Annotated in this window: 20 protein-coding genes; 5 read left to right on the plus strand and 15 right to left on the minus strand. The window is 63.1% G+C overall.

Translation table 11 applies throughout. The features are described 5' to 3' along the window. Positions 1-2 precede the first annotated feature (2 nt). Complete coding sequence (locus AC0969_RS08340; protein WP_479623688.1) at positions 3-665, minus strand: HAD family hydrolase; 663 nt, start codon at positions 663-665, stop codon at positions 3-5. 118 nt (positions 666-783) lie between these two features. Between AC0969_RS08340 and AC0969_RS08345 the strand changes: the two genes are divergently transcribed. Together AC0969_RS08345 and AC0969_RS08350 are read left to right on the plus strand one after the other, a co-directional pair. Then, positions 784-1,512, plus strand: a complete 729-nt coding sequence (locus AC0969_RS08345; protein ID WP_479623689.1) for a response regulator — start codon at positions 784-786, stop codon at positions 1,510-1,512. Next, entirely contained in the window at positions 1,509-2,996 is a 1,488-nt protein-coding gene (locus AC0969_RS08350; protein ID WP_479623690.1) for a sensor histidine kinase, read from the plus strand. Before AC0969_RS08345 ends, AC0969_RS08350 begins: the two co-directional genes overlap by 4 nt. Positions 2,997-3,064: 68 nt before the next feature. Here the strand turns inward: AC0969_RS08350 and AC0969_RS08355 are convergent, their stop codons facing one another. From AC0969_RS08355 to AC0969_RS08375, 5 genes are all read right to left on the minus strand, one after another. Beyond that, a complete protein-coding gene (locus AC0969_RS08355; RefSeq protein WP_479623691.1) occupies positions 3,065-4,624 on the minus strand; it encodes a methyl-accepting chemotaxis protein in 1,560 nt (519 codons plus the stop codon). Between the two features lie 128 nt (positions 4,625-4,752). Next, positions 4,753-5,823, minus strand: a complete 1,071-nt coding sequence (locus tag AC0969_RS08360) for an ABC transporter ATP-binding protein (protein ID WP_479623692.1) — start codon at positions 5,821-5,823, stop codon at positions 4,753-4,755. A gap of 6 nt (positions 5,824-5,829) precedes the next feature. Then, on the minus strand, positions 5,830-6,684 hold the full coding sequence (locus tag AC0969_RS08365) for a carbohydrate ABC transporter permease (protein ID WP_479623693.1): 855 nt from the start codon (positions 6,682-6,684) through the stop codon (positions 5,830-5,832). After that, positions 6,674-7,555 carry a carbohydrate ABC transporter permease gene (locus AC0969_RS08370; RefSeq protein ID WP_479623694.1) on the minus strand — a complete coding sequence of 294 codons (882 nt, stop codon included), beginning with the start codon at positions 7,553-7,555 and terminating at the stop codon, positions 6,674-6,676. The genes AC0969_RS08365 and AC0969_RS08370 overlap by 11 nt, the downstream gene beginning before the upstream one ends. A gap of 183 nt (positions 7,556-7,738) precedes the next feature. Then, positions 7,739-8,989 (minus strand): ABC transporter substrate-binding protein, encoded by a 1,251-nt coding sequence (locus tag AC0969_RS08375; RefSeq protein ID WP_479623695.1) that lies wholly within the window; start codon positions 8,987-8,989, stop codon positions 7,739-7,741. A 253-nt stretch (positions 8,990-9,242) separates the two neighbouring features. Between AC0969_RS08375 and AC0969_RS08380 the strand changes: the two genes are divergently transcribed. The 3 genes from AC0969_RS08380 to ruvC are packed head-to-tail and all read left to right on the plus strand — an operon-like array spanning position 9,243 to position 11,429. Continuing rightward, positions 9,243-9,854 (plus strand): lysophospholipid acyltransferase family protein, encoded by a 612-nt coding sequence (locus AC0969_RS08380; protein ID WP_479623696.1) that lies wholly within the window; start codon positions 9,243-9,245, stop codon positions 9,852-9,854. Then, positions 9,851-10,840, plus strand: a complete 990-nt coding sequence (locus tag AC0969_RS08385; RefSeq protein WP_479623697.1) for a phosphatidate cytidylyltransferase — start codon at positions 9,851-9,853, stop codon at positions 10,838-10,840. Before AC0969_RS08380 ends, AC0969_RS08385 begins: the two co-directional genes overlap by 4 nt. Positions 10,841-10,880: 40 nt before the next feature. Further along, positions 10,881-11,429: a crossover junction endodeoxyribonuclease RuvC gene (ruvC, locus tag AC0969_RS08390; protein ID WP_479623698.1), complete on the plus strand. Its 549-nt coding sequence runs from the start codon at positions 10,881-10,883 to the stop codon at positions 11,427-11,429. Between the two features lie 4 nt (positions 11,430-11,433). On the opposite strand, the gene AC0969_RS08395 is transcribed toward ruvC, so the two are convergent. The 9 genes from AC0969_RS08395 to AC0969_RS08435 all read right to left on the minus strand — a co-directional run bounded on the left by AC0969_RS08395 (position 11,434) and on the right by AC0969_RS08435 (position 18,816). Further along, on the minus strand, positions 11,434-11,610 hold the full coding sequence (locus tag AC0969_RS08395) for a hypothetical protein (RefSeq protein WP_479623699.1): 177 nt from the start codon (positions 11,608-11,610) through the stop codon (positions 11,434-11,436). A 4-nt stretch (positions 11,611-11,614) separates the two neighbouring features. Then, a complete protein-coding gene (gene lpxC / locus AC0969_RS08400; protein WP_479623700.1) occupies positions 11,615-12,538 on the minus strand; it encodes a UDP-3-O-acyl-N-acetylglucosamine deacetylase in 924 nt (307 codons plus the stop codon). A gap of 44 nt (positions 12,539-12,582) precedes the next feature. Next, on the minus strand, positions 12,583-13,287 hold the full coding sequence (locus AC0969_RS08405; protein ID WP_479623701.1) for an RES family NAD+ phosphorylase: 705 nt from the start codon (positions 13,285-13,287) through the stop codon (positions 12,583-12,585). A gap of 8 nt (positions 13,288-13,295) precedes the next feature. Next, positions 13,296-13,697, minus strand: coding sequence for an MbcA/ParS/Xre antitoxin family protein (locus AC0969_RS08410; RefSeq protein ID WP_479623702.1), 402 nt, complete (start codon positions 13,695-13,697; stop codon positions 13,296-13,298). A gap of 89 nt (positions 13,698-13,786) precedes the next feature. Further along, positions 13,787-14,146, minus strand: coding sequence for a VOC family protein (locus AC0969_RS08415; RefSeq protein ID WP_479623703.1), 360 nt, complete (start codon positions 14,144-14,146; stop codon positions 13,787-13,789). 215 nt (positions 14,147-14,361) lie between these two features. Then, entirely contained in the window at positions 14,362-15,573 is a 1,212-nt protein-coding gene (gene ftsZ / locus AC0969_RS08420; RefSeq protein WP_479623704.1) for a cell division protein FtsZ, read from the minus strand. 154 nt (positions 15,574-15,727) lie between these two features. Further along, positions 15,728-16,957, minus strand: coding sequence for a cell division protein FtsA (gene ftsA / locus AC0969_RS08425; protein ID WP_479623705.1), 1,230 nt, complete (start codon positions 16,955-16,957; stop codon positions 15,728-15,730). A 15-nt stretch (positions 16,958-16,972) separates the two neighbouring features. After that, positions 16,973-17,776, minus strand: a complete 804-nt coding sequence (locus AC0969_RS08430; RefSeq protein ID WP_479623706.1) for a cell division protein FtsQ/DivIB — start codon at positions 17,774-17,776, stop codon at positions 16,973-16,975. 2 nt (positions 17,777-17,778) lie between these two features. Continuing rightward, on the minus strand, positions 17,779-18,816 hold the full coding sequence (locus AC0969_RS08435; protein ID WP_479623785.1) for a D-alanine--D-alanine ligase: 1,038 nt from the start codon (positions 18,814-18,816) through the stop codon (positions 17,779-17,781).

Consider the following 18,816-nt stretch of genomic DNA (forward strand, 5'->3'; position numbering starts at 1 on the left):
CATCACACCAGCAGCCCCGCCAACTGGTCCATATCCGTGAACGTGCAAAAAGCCCCCGCATCCATAAGCGCCTGCGCGTCCACATGCCCAGAGGTGGCAGGCGCGTAGCCAAACACCGTAGCCCCGGCGGCTACGCCTGCGCGCACGCCGGTGGTGGTGTCCTCCACCACGGCACAGCGGGCCGGGTCTACCTTCAGTGCAGCGGCCGCTGCCAGGTACACGTCGGGCCAGGGCTTGGTGCGGGGCATTTCATGGCCGCTGAAGACCATGCCTTTGAAGTAGTCGGCCAGGCCCACCTTCGCCAGTTGCAGCTCGATCTTGATGCGGTCGGCCCCCGACGCGCAGGCGATGCGGCCCGCATAGGCGGTGTACACGGCATGCAGAGCCGCGTGGATGTGGGGAATGGGCTGCAACTGGGTTTGCAGCGCGTGGTTACGCCGGGCGCGGAACGCCAGTATCCAGGCCTCGGTGAGGGGCTGGCCGGTGTGGGCTTCGATGGCGGGGGCTTCGTCCATTACGGTTTTGCCAACGAACAGGCGCATGCACTCGGCCAGCGTCATGTTCCAGCCGCTCTCGGCCAGCATGTCGCGCAGCACGCCAATCGTCAGCGGCTCGGAATCGACCAACACGCCATCGCAGTCAAACAATACGGCTTCAAATTGCATGGGTTTTGCTTTCGGTAAATTTATGGGTGAAATTGGTATCTAGCGCATATTCTGCCTGCACAAGCAGCTATGAATACTATAGCTTCACAGTCGCCCTCCGCATTGCTATGCTCTAGGCATGGCCCATTTACTCATAGTTGAAGACGACGATTTGCTGCGCGACGGTCTGGCGGCCCAATTGGGGCAGGCCGGCCACCAGGTGACTACCGCCGCCAATGGCGCACTGGCCCAAGAACTGTTGGAGGCCACCCGCTTTGACGGCGTGGTGCTCGACCTGGGCTTGCCGCTGGTAGACGGCATGGCGCTGCTGCGCTGGATCCGCAAACGGCTGCTGGCCCTGCCGGTGCTGATTTTGACGGCCCGTGACGGCGTGGAGGACCGCATCGAGGGCCTGAACGCCGGGGCCGACGACTACCTCACCAAACCCTTCAACATGGCCGAGCTGGAAGCCCGCCTCGGTGCCATGCTGCGCCGCTCGCGCCTGCCCGCCTTTGGTGGCACGCTGGAGCTGCAAATGGGCGATACCGGCCGCCTGCGGCTGGATGCCACCCAGCCGCTGGCCTGGCTGGGCGACGAGCCGCTGGAGCTAACCCACCGCGAGTGGGCACTGCTGTCGCTGCTGGTGGTCAACGCCGGCCAGGTGGTGGGCCGCGAGGACGTGCTCAGCGCCTGGAAGACCGACCCCGGCACCACCGGAAACTCTGGCGAGGTGGGCGACAGCACCAACACCGCATCCAACGCGCTAGAGGTCTACGTACACCGCCTACGCCGCAAGCTGGCCGACTCGGGCCTGAGCATCCGCAACGTGCGCGGCCTGGGCTACATGCTGGAGCCCACCGCGCCATGAGCCTGCTGGGTTTACCGCCGGGCCTGCAAAAAGACAAAGCCCCCGGCCTTTCCCTGAAACGCCAGTTGCTGCTGTGGCTGCTGCTGCCGCAACTGCTGCTGTGGCTGGTGGGCGGGCTGCTGGCCTACCGCATCGCCCTGAACTATGCCGAAAAAGGCATCGACCAGTCGCTGACGCAGTCGGTGCGCTCGCTGGCGCGCCAGGTCAAACCGATGGGTTCGGGCCTGCTGGTGGACTTTCCACGGGCCGCGCAAGACATCATCGAGCAAGACCCGACCGACCGCGTCAGCTACATGGTGTCGTCGCCACCCGGCCAGTTTGTACTGGGTAACAGCCAACTGCCCGACCCGCTGCTAGGTGTCCGCGTGGAGCCCGGCGAGCCGCTGATCTATGAAACCCTGCTGGACAAAAAACCGGTGCGCATCGCCCTGCTGGAGGTCAACTACGGCGATGCCGACGCGCCGCAGCGCCTGCGCGTGCAGGTGGCCAAAAGCCTGGCCGTGCAGCAGCGCATTGCCCGCGAGCTGGTGGCCGACATGCTGCTGCCCCTGGTGCTGCTGGGCGCGCTGATTGGCGTGCTGGTACACATCGGCGTGGGCCGGGGCCTGCAACCCCTGAAGCGCCTGGAAGCCCTGCTGGGCGACCGTGCCCACCGCAGCATGAGCACCCTGCTGCCCATCGAGCTCACCCAGGCCCCGCTGGAAGTGCACTCGCTGGCCGAAGCGGTGAACCAGATGCTGGCGGCCGTGCGGCGCAGCCTAGGGCAAGAAAAACGCTTCATCAACGATGCCGCCCACCAGCTGCGCACCCCGCTGGCGGGTTTGATCAGCCAGACCGAGCTGGCCCTGACTGAACTGGCCAAGATCGAACGCGATCCGCAAGCCCTGCAAGAGCGGCTCACCAAGGTCCACGCCGGAGCCTTGCGCAGCGCCCACTTGGTCCACCAGCTGCTGGCACTGGCCCGCACCGAGGCCGACATCACCCCCCAGCCGCTGGACATGGCCGCCCTGGCCCGCGAGGTGGCCCGCGAATGGACCCCGCGCGCCATCACGGCGGGCATCGACCTGGGCTACGAGGGCGCAGACGACCTGATCACCCAGGGCGAAAAGCTGCTGCTGCGCGAAGCCATCAGCAACCTGATCGACAACGCCCTGCACTACGCTGGCCGGGGTGCCACCGTGACCCTGCGCGTGCAGCGCCTGGACGGCCACGCCGTGGTGGAGGTAGAAGACAACGGCCCGGGCTTGGCCGAGGCCGATGCGCAGCGCGTGTTCGAGCGCTTCTGGCGCGCCAGCGAACTGCCCGGCGGCTGCGGCCTGGGCCTGGCCATCGTGCAAGAAATTGCCCGGCGGCATGGCGGCAGCGCCTCCGTGGTGCACATGCAGCCGCAGGGGCTGTGCGTGCGGCTCAAGCTGCCGCTACCCGAGTTTCCACTGACATCGGGGGACTTTAGGCACCCACCGCCGTTGCCACCCGCGGTATAGATGCATGCTGTTGGCACCCATCCTGGCCTGTAGCAACCACTTGGGCAACTACTTGGCGAATTTAAAAACTATGCAATGGACCGCAATGGAGCGACATCAGAGTCGCTCAACCTAAACACAGCCACCGTCTGCACCAGCTCTTGTGCCTGGGCTCTTAGGCTGCTGGCGGCGGCGGCCATTTGCTCAACCAGCGCGGCGTTCTGCTGGGTGGCCTGGTCGATCTGGGCCACCGCTTCAGACACCTGGGCCACGCCAGAGTTCTGCTCGGAACTGGAGGCGCTGATCTCGCCCATGATGTCGGTGACGCGGCGGATGCTGTCCACCACTTCGGCCATAGTGGCACCGGCGCGGTCGGCCAGCGCACTGCCCTGCTCGACGCGCTGCACACTGGCGCCGATGAGGTTTTTGATCTCTTTGGCGGCATCGGCCGAGCGGCCTGCCAGGCTGCGCACTTCGCTGGCCACGACCGCAAAGCCACGACCCTGTTCGCCAGCCCGCGCCGCTTCCACGGCGGCGTTCAGTGCCAGGATATTGGTCTGGAAGGCGATGCCGTCGATCACGCTGATGATGTCGGCGATCTTCTTGCTGCTGTCGTTGATGCCCTTCATGGTGGCGACCACCTGGCCCACCACCTCCCCGCCCTGCATCGCTACGCTGGACGAGCCCATTGCCAGCTGGTTCGCCTGCTTGGCATTCTGGTCGTTGTGGTTGACGGTGGCGCGCAGCTCTTCCATCGACGCTGCGGTTTGCTCCAGCGCGCTGGCCTGGTGCTCAGTACGGGCGCTGAGGTCGTGGTTGCCCTGGGCGATCTCGGCGCTGGCAATGGCCACGTTCTCGGCATTCGCCTTGACGCTGCGCACAATGCCGCTCAAGTTGGCTTGCATGCGCGCCATGGCGTTGAGCAGTTGCAGGGTTTCGTCGTTGCCCACGGGGCGCACCGGCTGCGACAAGTCGCCCTCGGCCAGCTGGTCGGCAATCTGCACCGCATAGGCCATGGGCCTGCCCAGGTGCCGGGCCAGCCAGAGCGCGGCCAGCACCAGCAGCACGATGGCCGCAACCAGGGCCGCACCCACCAGCATGGTGGCCTGCTGAACCACCTGGCTGGAGTGGCCGCTCAGGGCCTGCACGTCTTTGTCGATGGCCGACACCTGGACGGCCATCTGCTTTTCCAACTCGGCAAACAGCCGGTTGAACTCGGGGATAGCACCGGCCGCCATCGCGCCCTTGGCGGTCAGGTCCAGCACGCGGCTGGCGGCTTCGGTGTACTGCTTCACCTGGGGTTGGGTGGCGGCGATAACCGTCTTCACATCCGGCGACAGCGGCAGCGTGTCCAGCTTCTGGAACGCATTGTTGAACAGCGCAATGTGCTCCGCCAGATCTTTCTGGGCCCCGCTGACCTGCTCCTTGTCGCGGCTGATGGAGCCGAACAACGCGCGCAGCACGTCGCCGCGCACCGCGCCCTGCATCATCGCCGCCTGCTGGCTGCTCTGCACGGCCTGGCCCATGCTGACCGAGTTGTCTAAAGCACCCGCCAAACGCCCGGCGCTAAACAACCCCATGCCGCCGACCAAAGATGCCAGGACCGCACCGGCCAAACCAATGGCCAGAATCTGATTTCGCAAGCGCATAACAATACTTTCGGATGGGGTGCGCGCCAACCCCGTGGCGCGCACGGTGAGGCATCTTGCGATGCTGGCAAGGTCTTTACAACGACAAACAGGGATAGACGGGGCGCAGCGGCCCCGTCAGCACATGGCTACAGCCGTACGCCGCTCTTCACATCAAACCAGCTCACGTTGGCCGCCGCAATGTGCAGGCCCACGGTGTCGCCGGGCTTGACGCTCACCTGCGGCGCGGTGCGCACGGTGATATTGCCGGCATCGGTTTTGACCACCACGTAGGTGTCGGCCCCGGTGGGCTCGACCAGGCTGACCTCGCCGCGCCAACCAGCACCGTCCACCAGCTCGATGTGCTCGGGGCGCAGGCCCAACAGGGTGTCCACACCGGGCGCGGGGCAGTCCAGCGGCAGGTTCGCACCTTGTATAGAAAATGTGCCGCTAGCGCTTGCAGTACCTGCGCTACCAGCTATCAAATTCATAGCTGGCGAGCCAATGAAGCTGGCTACGTAGGTGTTGGCCGGGCGGCTGTAGATGTCGTCGGGCGTGCCCAACTGTTGCAGCACGCCGTCTTTCATCACCGCGATGCGGCTGCCCAGGGTCATGGCCTCGATCTGGTCGTGGGTCACGTAGACGCTGGTGATGCCTGACACCTGGTGCAGGCGTTTGATTTCAGCGCGCATCTCGACGCGCAGCTTGGCGTCCAGGTTACTCAGCGGTTCGTCAAACAAAAACAGCTGCGGCTTGCGCGCCAGAGCCCGGCCCATGGCCACGCGCTGGCGCTGGCCACCGGACAGCTGCGCGGGGCGGCGGTCCAGCAAGTGGGTAATTTGCAACATGGCCGCAACTTCGTTGATGCGCTTTATGCGGTCAGCCTTGGGGACTTTGCGCATTTCCAGCGCGAAGCCGATGTTCTCGGCCACGCTCATGGTGGGGTACAGCGCGTAGCTCTGAAACACCATCGCGATGTCGCGCTGGGCCGGGGCCACGCCCACCACGTTGCGCTCGCCGATGCGGATTTCGCCTTCGGTGGGTTCTTCCAGCCCGGCGATGATGTTGAGCAAAGTGGACTTGCCGCAGCCGGACGGACCGACCAGGATCAAGAATTCGCCCGGGGCCACGTCGATGTCGATGCGCTTGAGCACCTCGACCATTTTGTCGCCGCTGCCGAAGGTTTTGCGGATGCCTTGAATGTGGAGTGCGGATGCCATAACTTTTTATCCTTTCACAGCACCGGCTGTGAGTCCTTTAACGAAGAATTTGCCTGCCAACACATAGATCAGGATGGTGGGCAAGCCCGCGATCACGGCAGCCGCCATGTCCACGTTGTAGTTTTTCACGCTGCTGGTGGTGTTGACCATATTGTTCAGGCCCACGGTGATGGGCTTGCTGTCGGCGCCGCTGAAGGCCACGCCGAACAAAAAGTCGTTCCAGATGTTGGTGAACTGCCAGATCAGCGTGACCATCACGATGGGTGTGGACAGCGGCACGATGATGCGGATAAAGATGCGCCAGAAGCCCGCACCGTCGATGCGCGCTGCATTCACCAGCTCTTTCGGGATGGCGGCGTAGTAGTTGCGAAAGAACAGCGTAGTGCCCGCCAGACCGGCCAGGCAGTGCACAAAGATCAAACCGCCCACCGAGCTGGAAATGCCCAGCCAGCCCAGAATCTGGCTCATCGGCAGCAGCACCACCTGGAACGGCATGAACACACCAAACAGCATGAAGCCGAACAGCACTTCGCTGCCCCGGAACTTCCACAGGCTCAGCACGTAGCCGTTGATGGCGCCCCACAGGGTGGAGATCAGCACCGCAGGCACCACGATCAGCACCGAATTCCAGAAGAAGGGCTGCAAGCCCCGGCAGTCGGTGCCGGTGCAGGCGCTGGACCAGGCCAGCGTCCAGGCTTCAAAGTTCAGGCTGCCGGGCAGGCTGAGCAGGTTGCCGCTGCGGATTTCTTCCGCGTCCTTGAACGAGGTGGCCAGCATCACATACATCGGTGCCAGAAAAAACAGCGCCGCCAGCAGCAGCACGCCGTAGATCAGCACACGGGAAAAGGTCTTACCGATCATGGGGTTTGCTCCGCAGTTCACTGTACAAATAGGGCACCACGATGGCCGCCACCGTGGCCAGCATCATGGTGGCGCTGGCCGCGCCCAGGCCAATCTGGCCCCGGGTAAAGCTCATCACGTACATGAAGGTAGCGGGCACGTCGGTGGCATAGCCGGGGCCGCCGCCGGTCAGGGCCATCACCAGGTCGAAGCTTTTGATCGACAGGTGCGACAAGACCATGATGGTCGAGAACACCACCGGCCGCAGGATCGGCAAAATAATGCGCCAGTAGATGCGCGGCAGGCTGGCACCGTCGATCTGCGCGGCCTTGATGATGCTGTCGTCGATGCCGCGCAGGCCCGCCAAAAACAGCGCCATCGCGAACCCGGCAGATTGCCAGATGCCGGCAATCACCACGCAGTAAATCGCGGTGTCGCTCTGCACCAGCCAGTCAAAGCTGAAGCTGGTCCAGCCGATGTCGTGCATCAGCTTCTCCAGCCCCAGGCTGGGGTTGAGCATCCACTTCCAGGCGGTGCCGGTGACGATGAACGACAGCGCCATCGGGTACAAATAAATGGTGCGCAGCAGGCCTTCGGCGCGGACCTTTTGGTCCAACACGATGGCCAGGGCCATGCCGATCAGCATCGCGCCGCCCACGTAGAGCACGCTGAAGATGCCTAAGTTTTTCAGGGCCAGCCACCAGCGGTCCATCTCCCAGAGCTTGGCGTATTGTTCCAAGCCCACAAATTCGTCGTAATTGGGCAGCATGCGCGACGCGGTCATGGACAGCACGCCGTTCCAGATCATCAGCCCGTAGATAAACGCAAAGCCCAGCACAAAGCCGGGCGCGATCACCAGCTTGGGCAGGGATTGCTCAAAATTTAACTTCATAGGGTCACTCTTAAAAAATAAAGCCCCACCCCGCGTAAGCGGAATGGGGAGCAGCTGCCGCAATAGACGCGACTGTCTTCACCAAGGAACCCAGGGAACCGGCTTTGCCGGGCCCAAAGGTTCGCCCCCTGCTGGGGGTTGGCGAAGCGACACGCAGTGCGCGCAGCCTGGGGGTGTGCCCTATTACTTCGTCTTGGCGGCAGAGGCGATGTTCTTCATCGCATCGGCAACGCTGATCTTGTCGTCGTTCCAGAACTGGCTCACAGCGTCCTTGATCGCACCTTCAGCTGCGGGGCTGACGGCCATGCCGTGGGCGATGGAGGGCACCAGGCTGCCGGTTTTGGCGGTGGCCACGAAGTCCTTGGCGGAGAGCTTGGCGCAGTCGTCAAACTTGTCCAGGTTCATGTTCAGGCGCACCGGAATGGAGCCCTTGTTCAGGTTAAAGATTTCCTGGAACTCGGTGCCCATGATGGCGGCAGCCAGGTCGCCCTGGGCTTTTTGCGCATCGGCCGACTTCAGCTTGAACATGGCGAACGAGTCGATGTTGTAGGTGTAAGCCGATGCCGTGCCGGGGGCGGCAGCGCACAGGAAGTCCTTGCCCGGCACCTTGCCAGCGGCCAGAAACTCGCCCTTGGCCCAGTCACCCATGAACTGGAAGCCCGCCTTGCCCTGCATCACCATGGCGGTGGTCAGGTTCCAGTCACGGCCTGCGGAGGCAGCGTCGGTGTAGCCCTTGATCTTGCGGAAGGTTTCCAGCGACTTGGTCATCGTAGGGCTGGTCAGGGCCTTCTGGTCCAGCTTCATCAGCGCGTCGTTGTAGAACTTGGCACCGCCCACGCCCAGCACCACCGACTCAAAGGTGGTGAAGTCTTGCCAGTTTTGGCCACCATGCGCCACGGCGATCAGGCCGGCGGCCTTGATCTTGTCGGCTGCGGCGAAGAATTCGTCGTAGGTCTTGGGCATGCCCGCCACGCCGGCCTTCTTCAGCACTTCGGGGTTCGCCCAAATCCAGTTCACGCGGTGCACGTTGACCGGTGCGGCCACGTAGTTGCCCTTGTACTTCATGCCATCGGCCACGGCCTTGGGCAGCAGGCTGTCCCACTTCTCGGCCTTGGCGGTAGCGTCCAGATTGGCCAGCACGCCTTCGGCTGCCCATTCTTGGATGGCAGGGCCCTTGATCTGGGCAGCAGCAGGTGGGTTACCCGACACGACGCGGCTCTTCAGCACGGTGGCTGCGTTGTCACCACCGCCACCGGCCACGGCGAAGTCTTTCCAGACGTGGCCCTTGGCTTGCATGATTTTCTTGAGTTCGGCGACCGACTTGGCCTCGCCACCCGAAGTCCAGTAGTGCAGCACTTCGACCTCGCCAGCGTGCAGAGCGCCCGCAGCAACAACAACAGCCACGGCCAGCGCCAATTTGGAAAGCTTCATCATCAATCTGTCTCCTAGGTGTGCCGCCCGCATCGGATGGAGGGCAAGGCAACGGGTGGGTTCAGCGGGGCACCATGCCACACCGAGAACGTTAATTTTTCATTAATTAACGAATTATGAATACTAGGGCTTTCCCTTGGGATCAGCAATGCACTACAGTTTTAATAGCTACTTGCGCATATACATATTGCGCTAGAGGCACTTTTTATAGATAAAACAGCCCGTGGCCCTGCCCTACCCGTTTATCATTCCCGCCATGCTCGCCACCTTCACCAGCTTCCTTTTGCTCGGCATCGTGCGGCTGTTGACCGGGGCGCAGGCCCGCTGGCACGGCTGCCCGCCCAAGGCCGAACAGCGCATTTATTTCGCCAACCACCAGAGCCACGTCGATCTGGTGCTGATCTGGGCCGCCCTGCCGACCGAGCTGCGCAGCACCACCCGCCCCATCGCCGCCAAAGACTACTGGACCGGGTCACGTTTTAAAAAGTGGCTGACCAGCGCCGTCTTTAACGCGGTGTATGTAGACCGGGTGCGGACCGGCGAACAAGACCCGCTGGAACCCTTGGCCGAAGCGCTGCACAACGGCGACTCCATCATCCTGTTCCCCGAGGGCACGCGCGGCCACCTGCCCGAGCCGCAGCCCTTCAAGGCCGGGCTGTACAACCTGGCGGTGCAGTTTCCGCACGTGGTGCTGGTGCCCACCTGGATCCACAACGTGCAGCGCGTGATGCCCAAGGGCGAGGTGATTCCGGTGCCGGTGCTGTGCTCGGTGACCTTTGGCACGCCGATGCAGGTAGCGCCGGGCGAGGAGCGGCGGGCGTTTTTAGACCGGGCTCGCTTGAACGTGATTGCCTTAAGAGACATATGAATCAATTCATACGCGCCTTGAGCGGCAGCCAGCAAGTGGCCGCATTGTTTCTGCTGGTGTTTGGCGTGCTGTCTCTGGCCAGCGTGGCACTGATGCTGGTGTCGCTGCGTGAGCGTGACGACGGGGACTTCAAGGCCACCTTTGGCTCCGACCTGGACGACCTGCGCCGCCTGCTGCGCCACACCTGGTTCATGGCCGCCACTTTCTGGCTGGGCTGGGTGCTGGGCGGCTGGGTGGCGATCAGCCTGTTTGGGCTGGTGGCATTTTTTGCGCTGCGCGAATTCATCACCCTGTCGCCCACCCACCGGGGCGACCACCGCAGCCTGATTTTGGCGTTTTTTGTGGTGCTGCCCGCGCAGTTTTGGCTGGTGGGCGGGCGGTACTTTGACCTGTTCACGGTGTTTATCCCGGTGTATGTGTTTTTGGCGCTGCCGCTGGTGGGCGCGCTGGCCGACGACCCGCACCGCTTTCTGGAGCGCAACGCCAAAATGCAGTGGGGCATCATGGTCTGCGTCTACGGCACCAGCCACATCCCGGCGCTGGTCCGGCTGGAGATTCCGGGCTACGCCGAGAAAAGCGCGTTTTTGGTGTTCTTTCTGGTGCTGGTGGTGCAGACCTGCATGCTGGTGCAGCACCTGGCCGCTCGCAAGCTCCAGCGCCCGCCGCGTGCGCCCCACATCAGCCAAAGCTTTAACTGGACCAGCTGGGCGATTGGCGTGGCGGCGGGCGGCCTGGTGGGCGGCTTGCTGGCGGGCATCACCCCGTTTAAACCCGGCCAGGCCCTGGCGATGGCGCTGATCGCCTGCGTGGCGGGCACGGCTGGCCACCTGGTGATGAAAGCCCTGAAGCGCGACCGGGGCATCACCAACTGGGGCAATGAGGGCCAGTCCATCACCGGCGCCAGCGGCCTGCTCGACCGGGTGGATGCACTGTGTTTTGCGGCACCGATCTTCTTCCATTCGGTGCGGTGGTTTTTTAGGCTGTAGCGCATATGCTACCTACACAACCAGCTACAAAATAAATAGCATGCGACTTCTTGGTATTGACCCCGGCTTACAAACCACTGGCTTCGGCCTGATCGACGTGGACGGCTCCAACCTCAGTTACGTGGCCAGCGGCACCATCAAAACCACGCACCTGGACCTGGGGCAGCTGCCTGCGCGCATCAAGATTTTATTTGACGGAATCTGCGAGGTCTGCGCCCGCTACGAGCCGGATGCCGCGTCGGTGGAAATCATTTTTGTCAACGTGAACCCCCAGTCCACCCTGCTGCTGGGCCAGGCGCGCGGGGCCAGCCTGGCGGCGCTGGGGCACAGCAATTTGCCGGTGTCGGAATACACCGCACTGCAAATGAAAAAAGCCGTGGTCGGCCACGGCCGGGCCGACAAAACCCAGGTGCAAGAGATGGTGAAACGGCTGCTCAAACTGCCCGTGCTGCCCGGCAAAGATGCCGCCGACGCACTGGGCATGGCCATCACGCACGCCCACGTGGGACATGCAATGGCCCGTTTGGCGCAAGCCACGCCGCTGTCGCGCAAGACCAGCGGCATGTACCGCGACGGGCGGATCAATTAGTGGCTCAGGCCAAGCGTTCCAAAATCAACACCGTGAAGAAGCCAAACGCCGCCAGCAGCGTCCACTTCAAAATTACCCAGCCCCAGCGCAAATAACGGTGGTTGTGCGTACCCACATAAAACGCAAACGACACTCCCGCGCCCAACAGCAGGAACAGGATGGCCCAGCGGAACAGCAGCATGGTGCTACCAGGCTTTGGCGAGTTGGGCGAAGCCTGCGGGGGCTTTAGACGCATCATCAAACGTCACGATTTCCCAGGCCTCGGTGTTCACCATGAGTTCTCGGATCAGCTTGTTGTTCAGCGCGTGGCCGGACTTCATGGCGCTGTAGCTGGCCAGCAGCGGCTTGCCCAGCATGTACATGTCGCCCATCGCGTCCAGCACCTTGTGCTTGACGAATTCATCGTCGTAGCGCAGGCCACCGGCGTTGAGCACCTTGTAGTCGTCCATCAGGATGGCGTTGTCCATACCGCCGCCCAGGCCCAGGCCGTTGGCGCGCAGCATCTCGGCATCGCGGGTAAAGCCGAAGGTGCGGGCGCGGGCAATGTCGCGGATATAGGAATCGGAGCCCAGGTCAAACTCGACATGCTGCCCGGTGGAATCTACCGCCGGGTGGTCGAAGATGATGTCAAAACTCAGCTTGTAGCCGTGGTACGGCTCTAGCCGGGCCCACTTTTCGGCCGTGCCCGTGCCTTCGCGCACTTCCACCGGCTGGGTCACGCGGATAAAGCGGCGCGGGGCTTTTTGCAGCTCGATGCCCGCCGTTTGCAGCAGGTAGACAAAAGCCGCCGCCGAACCGTCCAGGATGGGCACTTCTTCGGCGGTGATTTCCACGATCAGGTTGTCAATGCCCAGGCCCGCGCAGGCCGACATCAGGTGCTCCACGGTAGACACCTTGGCCGAACCGCTGGACACGGTGGTGGCCATGCGGGTGTCGGTCACCGACTCAGCCGTCATGGCAATGTCCACCGGCACCGGCAGATCGGTACGGCGAAACACGATGCCGGTATCGGGCGGTGCGGGGCGCAGCGTCAATTCGACCCGCTGGCCGCTGTGCACGCCCACGCCAACGGCTTTGGTGAGGGACTTGAGGGTTCTTTGCTGGAGCATGGGCATGATTTTAATTGGCAGGCCTATTCCTCGCGGCCTGTAAGTCAAAGCGTGGCCGTCGCAATTTCCATCCAGGCAATGCCGGGCTGCTTCTCAATGGCGATGCGCGGGCCGTCCAGCCGATAGGTCAATGTGCAGAGCTGCCGTGGGCTGGACAAAACACCGGGGTTCAAGACCGCATAGTTGTGCCCTGCCGCATGGCGCACCGAGGGTGTCACCAGTCCGGGATGCCCTTCGCGGTGCAATCTTGCGCCGACAGACTGTGTGGTGCGGTAGTCGGTCTTGTGCAGCAAGCTGGGCTGTTGGCCCGCCAATGGCCGCAAGTCCACCAAAGCCGCATCGCAGGCAACCTCGTACAGTTTGCGCTCACCCACGACCGGCTCTTTTTCAAATCCGGCATCGGTCAAGAATCCATTAAACCAGTGGTATGCCGTTTCAAAAACCGAGGTTTCAGCCGAGTCACAGCCGTACCAAATACCAAATGAGCCGTCAGAGAAGCGGCTGGCTTGCCAGTGCTTGAAGGGCCAGCCAATCGCATTCCACCATTCGGCATCCTCAAAGGGGCGGTGTATGACGGGGGTTCTGGACTGGTACAGCGGCGGCTTCACTGCATCCTCCACTTGCTGCGCAAGTGCCCACTCTTCAGGGCTACTGGTCAGGTCATCAAACAGGTCTTGTGCTGCGCGAATGGACACAATATTGCGGATGGCGTTGCAATGCACATCGGCCAACATGAGATGCGAAAACAACGGGTCCATCACATACCGCGCGCCCGGTCCAGATAGGCCCGCACCATCAACAAGCCCGAAAAACCCCACTCCCGCACGATGTCCACGGGGGTCAGGTTGTCAAATGCCTTGTTGCGTGTAGACATCCAGCGGTAGGCCAAATCGCGGTTGTGCGGAAACAGCAAACGCAGATTCTTGTGGATGCCCAATATATGGCCAACCCGCTCAAACTGGTCGCGGCTGGTGCCGATGGGCTCGCCCTTGCGGTAGCGCGTCAGTGCCGCGCGGTTGCTGGCGGCAATCCCCAACAGCGCCGCTTGGTCTTCCGTCGGCAACGTCCAATGGTCAAGCAAAGTCATCACCATTTTTGCCAGCGCACCCCGGTCTTGTGAGGCCGGTACGAGGTCAGCGTGCTCTAGTACAGCGGACATGTCTGCCCTCCTTTGTGGCGAGTCGATGGGATGGTGTCAATATAGCACGCCGTTCTTTTTGCAACAATTATTGTTGCAAAAAGAACGTATCATGCATTAACCACACGCTTCAACTCGCACCGGTTCCCATCAGGGTCAGTGAACACGCCGATACAGCCCCAGTCAAACGACAACCGCTGCACCGGGCAGCCCCGGCTCTCCAGTTCGGCCGCTGCGGCCTCCAGGTCGCTGACGTTGAAGCGCAGCACGGTTGGATTCTGGGAGCGGGCCTTTTCGGGCATGCCGCACACCCCACCGTCCTCCACCATAAGGTAGACCGCACCAAAGTCAAAACAAGTCAAAGATGCCTGCACATAGGCCACAGGAAGTGCTACGACATCGCGATAAAAGCGGACGCACTCGCCGTACTTTTCAACGAAAAGAATGACCCCGTGCTTAACGATGTGCATGGTGATGAACGTGAGCTGGTTAGAGCACTACCGCAAGATTAACGCGAGCACGCAGCCCCCAAGGCGAGCGCAGCAACGCCCCTTCGTGAACAGCGCAGAACCGGCTTCGCCGGGCTGCTGCTGTTGCCCCCTGCAAGGGGGTTGGCGCTGCCACATGCGTTATCGGCCCTTTGGACCGATTCCGGGGCAGTGGGCAAGCCTGGGGGTGTACCAAGCTAGTCGGCTTGTTTGCGCAGGAAGGCCGGGATCTCGTAGTCGTCCATGCCACCCGACGACAGTGCGTCCACCCGGGCGCTGGCCTGGGTGCGGTTAGGGGTGCGCCAGACGGCGGGGCCGCGCAGGGATTCGTAGTCGGGCTGGCTGTTGCCCATGCCGGAGCTGATGCCACCTGCTTGCACGGGCAGGGTGAAGCCTACGTTGTCGGTGCCGGTGCGCTGCACCACCACTTGCAGCGGAGCGGCGACGCGGCGTTTGCTCAAACCGGTGGCAACCACCGTCACGCGGATTTTCTCGCCCAAGCTGTCGTCGTAGGCGGTGCCGTAGATCACGTGCGCGTCGGGCGAAGCGTAGGCGCGGATGGTGTTCATGGCCAGCTTGGATTCGTTCAGCTTGAGCGAGCCCTTGGCGGCGGTGATCAGCACCAGCACGCCCTTGGCACCCGACAGGTCGATGCCTTCCAGCAGCGGGCAGGCCACGGCCTGCTCGGCGGCGATGCGGGCGCGGTCGGGGCCGTCGGCCACAGCGGTGCCCATCATGGCTTTGCCAGGCTCGCCCATCACGGTACGCACGTCTTCAAAGTCGACGTTCACATGGCCGGGCACGTTGATGATTTCGGCAATGCCGCCGACGGCGTTTTTCAGCACGTCGTTGGCGTGGGCAAAGGCTTCGTCTTGGGTGATATCGTCGCCCAGCACTTCGAGCAGCTTCTCGTTCAGCACCACAATCAGCGAATCGACATTGGCTTCCAGCTCGGCCAGGCCGTTGTCGGCATTGGCCATGCGTTTGGGGCCTTCAAAGTCGAAGGGCTTGGTGATCACGCCGACCGTCAGGATGCCCATTTCTTTGGCCACGCGGGCAATCACAGGGGCCGCACCGGTGCCGGTACCGCCGCCCATGCCAGCGGTGATGAACAACATGTGCGCACCAGAAATCGCGGCGCGGATATCGTCCACGGCCAATTCGGCGGCTTCACGGCCCTTGTCGGGCTTGCTGCCCGCGCCCAGACCGCTCAGGCCCAGCTGGATGGTCTTGTGCGCCACGCTGCGGCCCAGGGCCTGCGCGTCGGTGTTGGCGCTGATGAACTCCACGCCCTGCACGTTGCAGCCAATCATGTGCTCCACGGCATTGCCGCCGCCGCCGCCGACACCGATCACTTTGATCTGGGTGCCTAGGTTAAATTCTTCGACTTCAATCATTTCGATGGCCATGTGTTACTCCTGATATCTTAATTAAGTGGGTTGCTTGCATACATGTGTTGTTTTTGTTTTTAGGGGGCATCACACCTCCAGGGCGGATGGCAGTGACGCCATCGCCCATCCTTTGGGGGACTTCCCCGCGCGAGCCAAATTTTGGCGTGCATGGTTAAAAGTTCCCCACAAACCAGTCTTTGACGCGGCCGACCGCTGTCTTCATGGAACCGTTTTTCTGCGCTACCTTGAAGCCGCGTGCGCGGCCAATGCGGGCCTCTTCCAGCAGGCCCATCACGGTGGCGGCGCGGGGCTGCGACACCATGTCGGACAGGGCACCACGGTACTTGGGCACGCCCCGGCGCACCGGTTTCAGAAAAATATCTTCGCCCAGCTCGACCATGCCGGGCATAACTACGCTGCCGCCGGTGAGCACAATGCCACTGGACAGCACGTCTTCAAAGCCCGACTCGCGGATGACCTGGGCCACCAGTGAGTAGATTTCTTCCACACGCGGCTCGATGACCCCGGCCAGCGCTTGGCGGCTCAGCATGCGCGGGCCCCGGTCGCCTAGACCTGGCACTTCCACCTGCGCGTCCGGGTCGGCCAGCAACTGCTTGGCGTAGCCGCTTTCAACCTTGATGTCTTCGGCATCTTTGGTGGGCGTGCGCAGGGCCATCGCGATGTCGCTGGTGATCAGGTCGCCGGCAATCGGGATCACCGCCGTGTGGCGGATCGCACCGTTGGTGAAGATGGCCACGTCGGTGGTGCCTGCGCCGATGTCCACCAGGGCCACGCCCAGCTCACGTTCGTCTTCGGTCAGCACCGACAGGCTGCTGGCCAGCGGGTTCAGCATCAGCTGGTCCACGTCCAGGCCGCAACGGCGCACGCATTTGATGATGTTCTCGGCGGCGCTTTGCGCGCCGGTCACGATGTGCACCTTGGCCTCCAGGCGGATGCCGCTCATGCCGATGGGCTCTTTTACGTCCTGCCCGTCGATGATGAATTCCTGCGGCTCCACCAGCAGCAGGCGCTGGTCGGTAGAGATGTGGATGGCCTTGGCGGTTTCCACCACGCGGGCCACATCGGCGGCGGTGACCTCGCGGTCTTTCACCGCCACCATGCCGCTGGAGTTGATGCCCCGGATGTGGCTGCCGGTGATGCCGGTGTAGACGTGCGAGATCTTGCAGTCGGCCATCAGCTCGGCCTCTTTCAGCGCCATCTGGATGCTCTGCACGGTGGCATCAATGTTCACCACCACGCCGCGCTTCAAGCCGTTGCTGGGGGCCACGCCGAACCCGGCCAGCTTCAGCTCGCCGCCCGCCAGCACCTCGGCCACCACCACCATCACCTTGGCGGTGCCGATGTCCACCCCGACGACTAAATCTTTGTACTCTTTTGCCATAGTGCGTCCTGTAATTCAATGTCCAGTTTGTTTGGGCTTGGGCACCAAGGGCGGTGCGGCCAAGGTGGTCACGCCGCGCAAGCGCAGGGCGTAACCTTCTGTGTAGCGCAGGTCGGCCTGCTCCACGGCATCCACCGTGCGGCCATATTCCTTGGCCACCTGGGCCACGGTGCCGATAAAGCGCTGCACGCGCTGGGTAATTTCTTCGGCCGTGCCCCGGCCCAGCTCTACGGCACCACCGGCATCGGTTTGCAGGCGCCAGCCGCCGCGTTTGCTCAGGGTGAGCTGGTCCAGCGTCACGTCCAGCGGGGCCAGCAAGGGGGCCAGCGTGCGGTACATGCCCAGAATCTGGCCGGCCTGCTCTTCGGGGCCATTCAGGCGCGGCAGGTCGTCGCGGTCTACCTCGCCCACGTTCGCCTCAAACACTTCGCCAAAGTTGTTCAGCAGGCGCAAGTCGCTGTCATCGCCCCAGTAAGCCACCGCTTGCTGCTCTTGCAGCACCACCCGCAGGCGGTTGGGAAACTCGCGCCGCACCACCGCCTTGCGGACCCAGGGCAGCGCCTCGAACGTGGCCTTGGTAGCCGCCAGGTCTACCGTAAAGATGGTGCCCTTGATCTTGCCGCCCAGGTTGGCACGCAGGGTCACGTCGTTGGTGTGCGCCACATCGCCCACCACCGATATACCGCCAATCGCAAACAGCGACTGCCGCGCCGTCCACTGCACCAGCGCCACCAACCCGAGGACGAGCGCGCCCAGGAACAGCACCAACGCGGTGGTGTTCATGAGCTTGACGTCGAAGGGGGCGGACAGCTTGGGCATGCTTATGGCGCGGTGGTCGTTCCGTAGTCCAGCACCGCCGTTTGCAGCAGGCGCACACACAGGGCTTCATAGCTGATACCGGCGGCGCGGGCCGACATGGGCACCAGCGAATGGCTTGTCATGCCGGGCGCGGTGTTGATCTCCAGCAGGTAGGGCTGGCGGGTGGTTGCGTCGATCATCACGTCGGCCCGCGCCCAGCCCCGGCAGCCCAGGGTCAGGAAGGCTTTGCGCACGATGGCCTGGATGGCGGCTTCCTCGCCCTCGGGCAGGCCGCAGGGCACCAGGTACTGGGTGGTGTCGGTAAAGTATTTGTTCTGGTAATCGTAGTTGCCTTCGGGCGCTTGGATGCGGATCACCGGCAGCACCTCGGTCTGGTCTCCGCTGCCCAGCAGGGGGATGGTGACCTCGTCGCCCGCTACAAATTGCTCGCACAACACCTTGGGGTCGAGCTGGGCGGCCAGGGCGTAGGCGGCGTCCACCTGGTCCAGCGACAGCACCTTGGTCAACCCCAGCGACGAGCCTTCTCGGGCGGGCTTGACGATCATCGGAGCGCCCAGGGTGGCAAAGGCCACGCGGGTGGCCTCGGCGCTGTCCACCTCGCACCAGCCCGGTGTGGGCAGGCCCTCGGCACGCCAGATGCGCTTGGTCATCACCTTGTTGACGGCGATGCTGGAGGCCATTACGCCGGAGCCGGTGTACGGAATGCCCAGCAATTCGAGGGCACCTTGCACCGTGCCGTCTTCGCCAAAGCGGCCATGCAGGGCGATGAAGCAGCGGGCAAAGCCTTCGCGCTTCAAGTCGCCCAGATCACGCTCGCTGGGGTCGAACGCATGCGCGTCCACGCCCTGGCTGCGCAGCGCGGCCAGCACGCCGGTGCCCGACATGAGTGACACCTCGCGCTCGGCGGAGGCCCCGCCCATCAGCACAGCCACTTTTCCTAATGTGGCCCCCACGTTTGTCGCTCCGCGTACTGCACTGCCCCCCAAGGGGGCGTTCACGTCTTGGGGCGGCCCTGCGTCGCTCATATTTACAGAATTAAT

The organism is Rhodoferax sp. LB1P47, from assembly GCF_056521445.1.

Coding starts and splice junctions, on each gene's coding strand:
- AC0969_RS08340 (WP_479623688.1), bottom strand. CDS start 665: ATGCAATTTGAAGCCGTATTGTTTGACTGCGATGGCGTGTTGGTCGAT.
- AC0969_RS08345 (WP_479623689.1), top strand. CDS start 784: ATGGCCCATTTACTCATAGTTGAAGACGACGATTTGCTGCGCGACGGT.
- AC0969_RS08350 (WP_479623690.1), top strand. CDS start 1,509: ATGAGCCTGCTGGGTTTACCGCCGGGCCTGCAAAAAGACAAAGCCCCC.
- AC0969_RS08355 (WP_479623691.1), bottom strand. CDS start 4,624: ATGCGCTTGCGAAATCAGATTCTGGCCATTGGTTTGGCCGGTGCGGTC.
- AC0969_RS08360 (WP_479623692.1), bottom strand. CDS start 5,823: ATGGCATCCGCACTCCACATTCAAGGCATCCGCAAAACCTTCGGCAGC.
- AC0969_RS08365 (WP_479623693.1), bottom strand. CDS start 6,684: ATGATCGGTAAGACCTTTTCCCGTGTGCTGATCTACGGCGTGCTGCTG.
- AC0969_RS08370 (WP_479623694.1), bottom strand. CDS start 7,555: ATGAAGTTAAATTTTGAGCAATCCCTGCCCAAGCTGGTGATCGCGCCC.
- AC0969_RS08375 (WP_479623695.1), bottom strand. CDS start 8,989: ATGATGAAGCTTTCCAAATTGGCGCTGGCCGTGGCTGTTGTTGTTGCT.
- AC0969_RS08380 (WP_479623696.1), top strand. CDS start 9,243: ATGCTCGCCACCTTCACCAGCTTCCTTTTGCTCGGCATCGTGCGGCTG.
- AC0969_RS08385 (WP_479623697.1), top strand. CDS start 9,851: ATGAATCAATTCATACGCGCCTTGAGCGGCAGCCAGCAAGTGGCCGCA.
- ruvC (WP_479623698.1), top strand. CDS start 10,881: ATGCGACTTCTTGGTATTGACCCCGGCTTACAAACCACTGGCTTCGGC.
- AC0969_RS08395 (WP_479623699.1), bottom strand. CDS start 11,610: ATGCTGCTGTTCCGCTGGGCCATCCTGTTCCTGCTGTTGGGCGCGGGA.
- lpxC (WP_479623700.1), bottom strand. CDS start 12,538: ATGCTCCAGCAAAGAACCCTCAAGTCCCTCACCAAAGCCGTTGGCGTG.
- AC0969_RS08410 (WP_479623702.1), bottom strand. CDS start 13,697: ATGTCCGCTGTACTAGAGCACGCTGACCTCGTACCGGCCTCACAAGAC.
- AC0969_RS08415 (WP_479623703.1), bottom strand. CDS start 14,146: ATGCACATCGTTAAGCACGGGGTCATTCTTTTCGTTGAAAAGTACGGC.
- ftsZ (WP_479623704.1), bottom strand. CDS start 15,573: ATGGCCATCGAAATGATTGAAGTCGAAGAATTTAACCTAGGCACCCAG.
- ftsA (WP_479623705.1), bottom strand. CDS start 16,957: ATGGCAAAAGAGTACAAAGATTTAGTCGTCGGGGTGGACATCGGCACC.
- AC0969_RS08430 (WP_479623706.1), bottom strand. CDS start 17,776: ATGCCCAAGCTGTCCGCCCCCTTCGACGTCAAGCTCATGAACACCACC.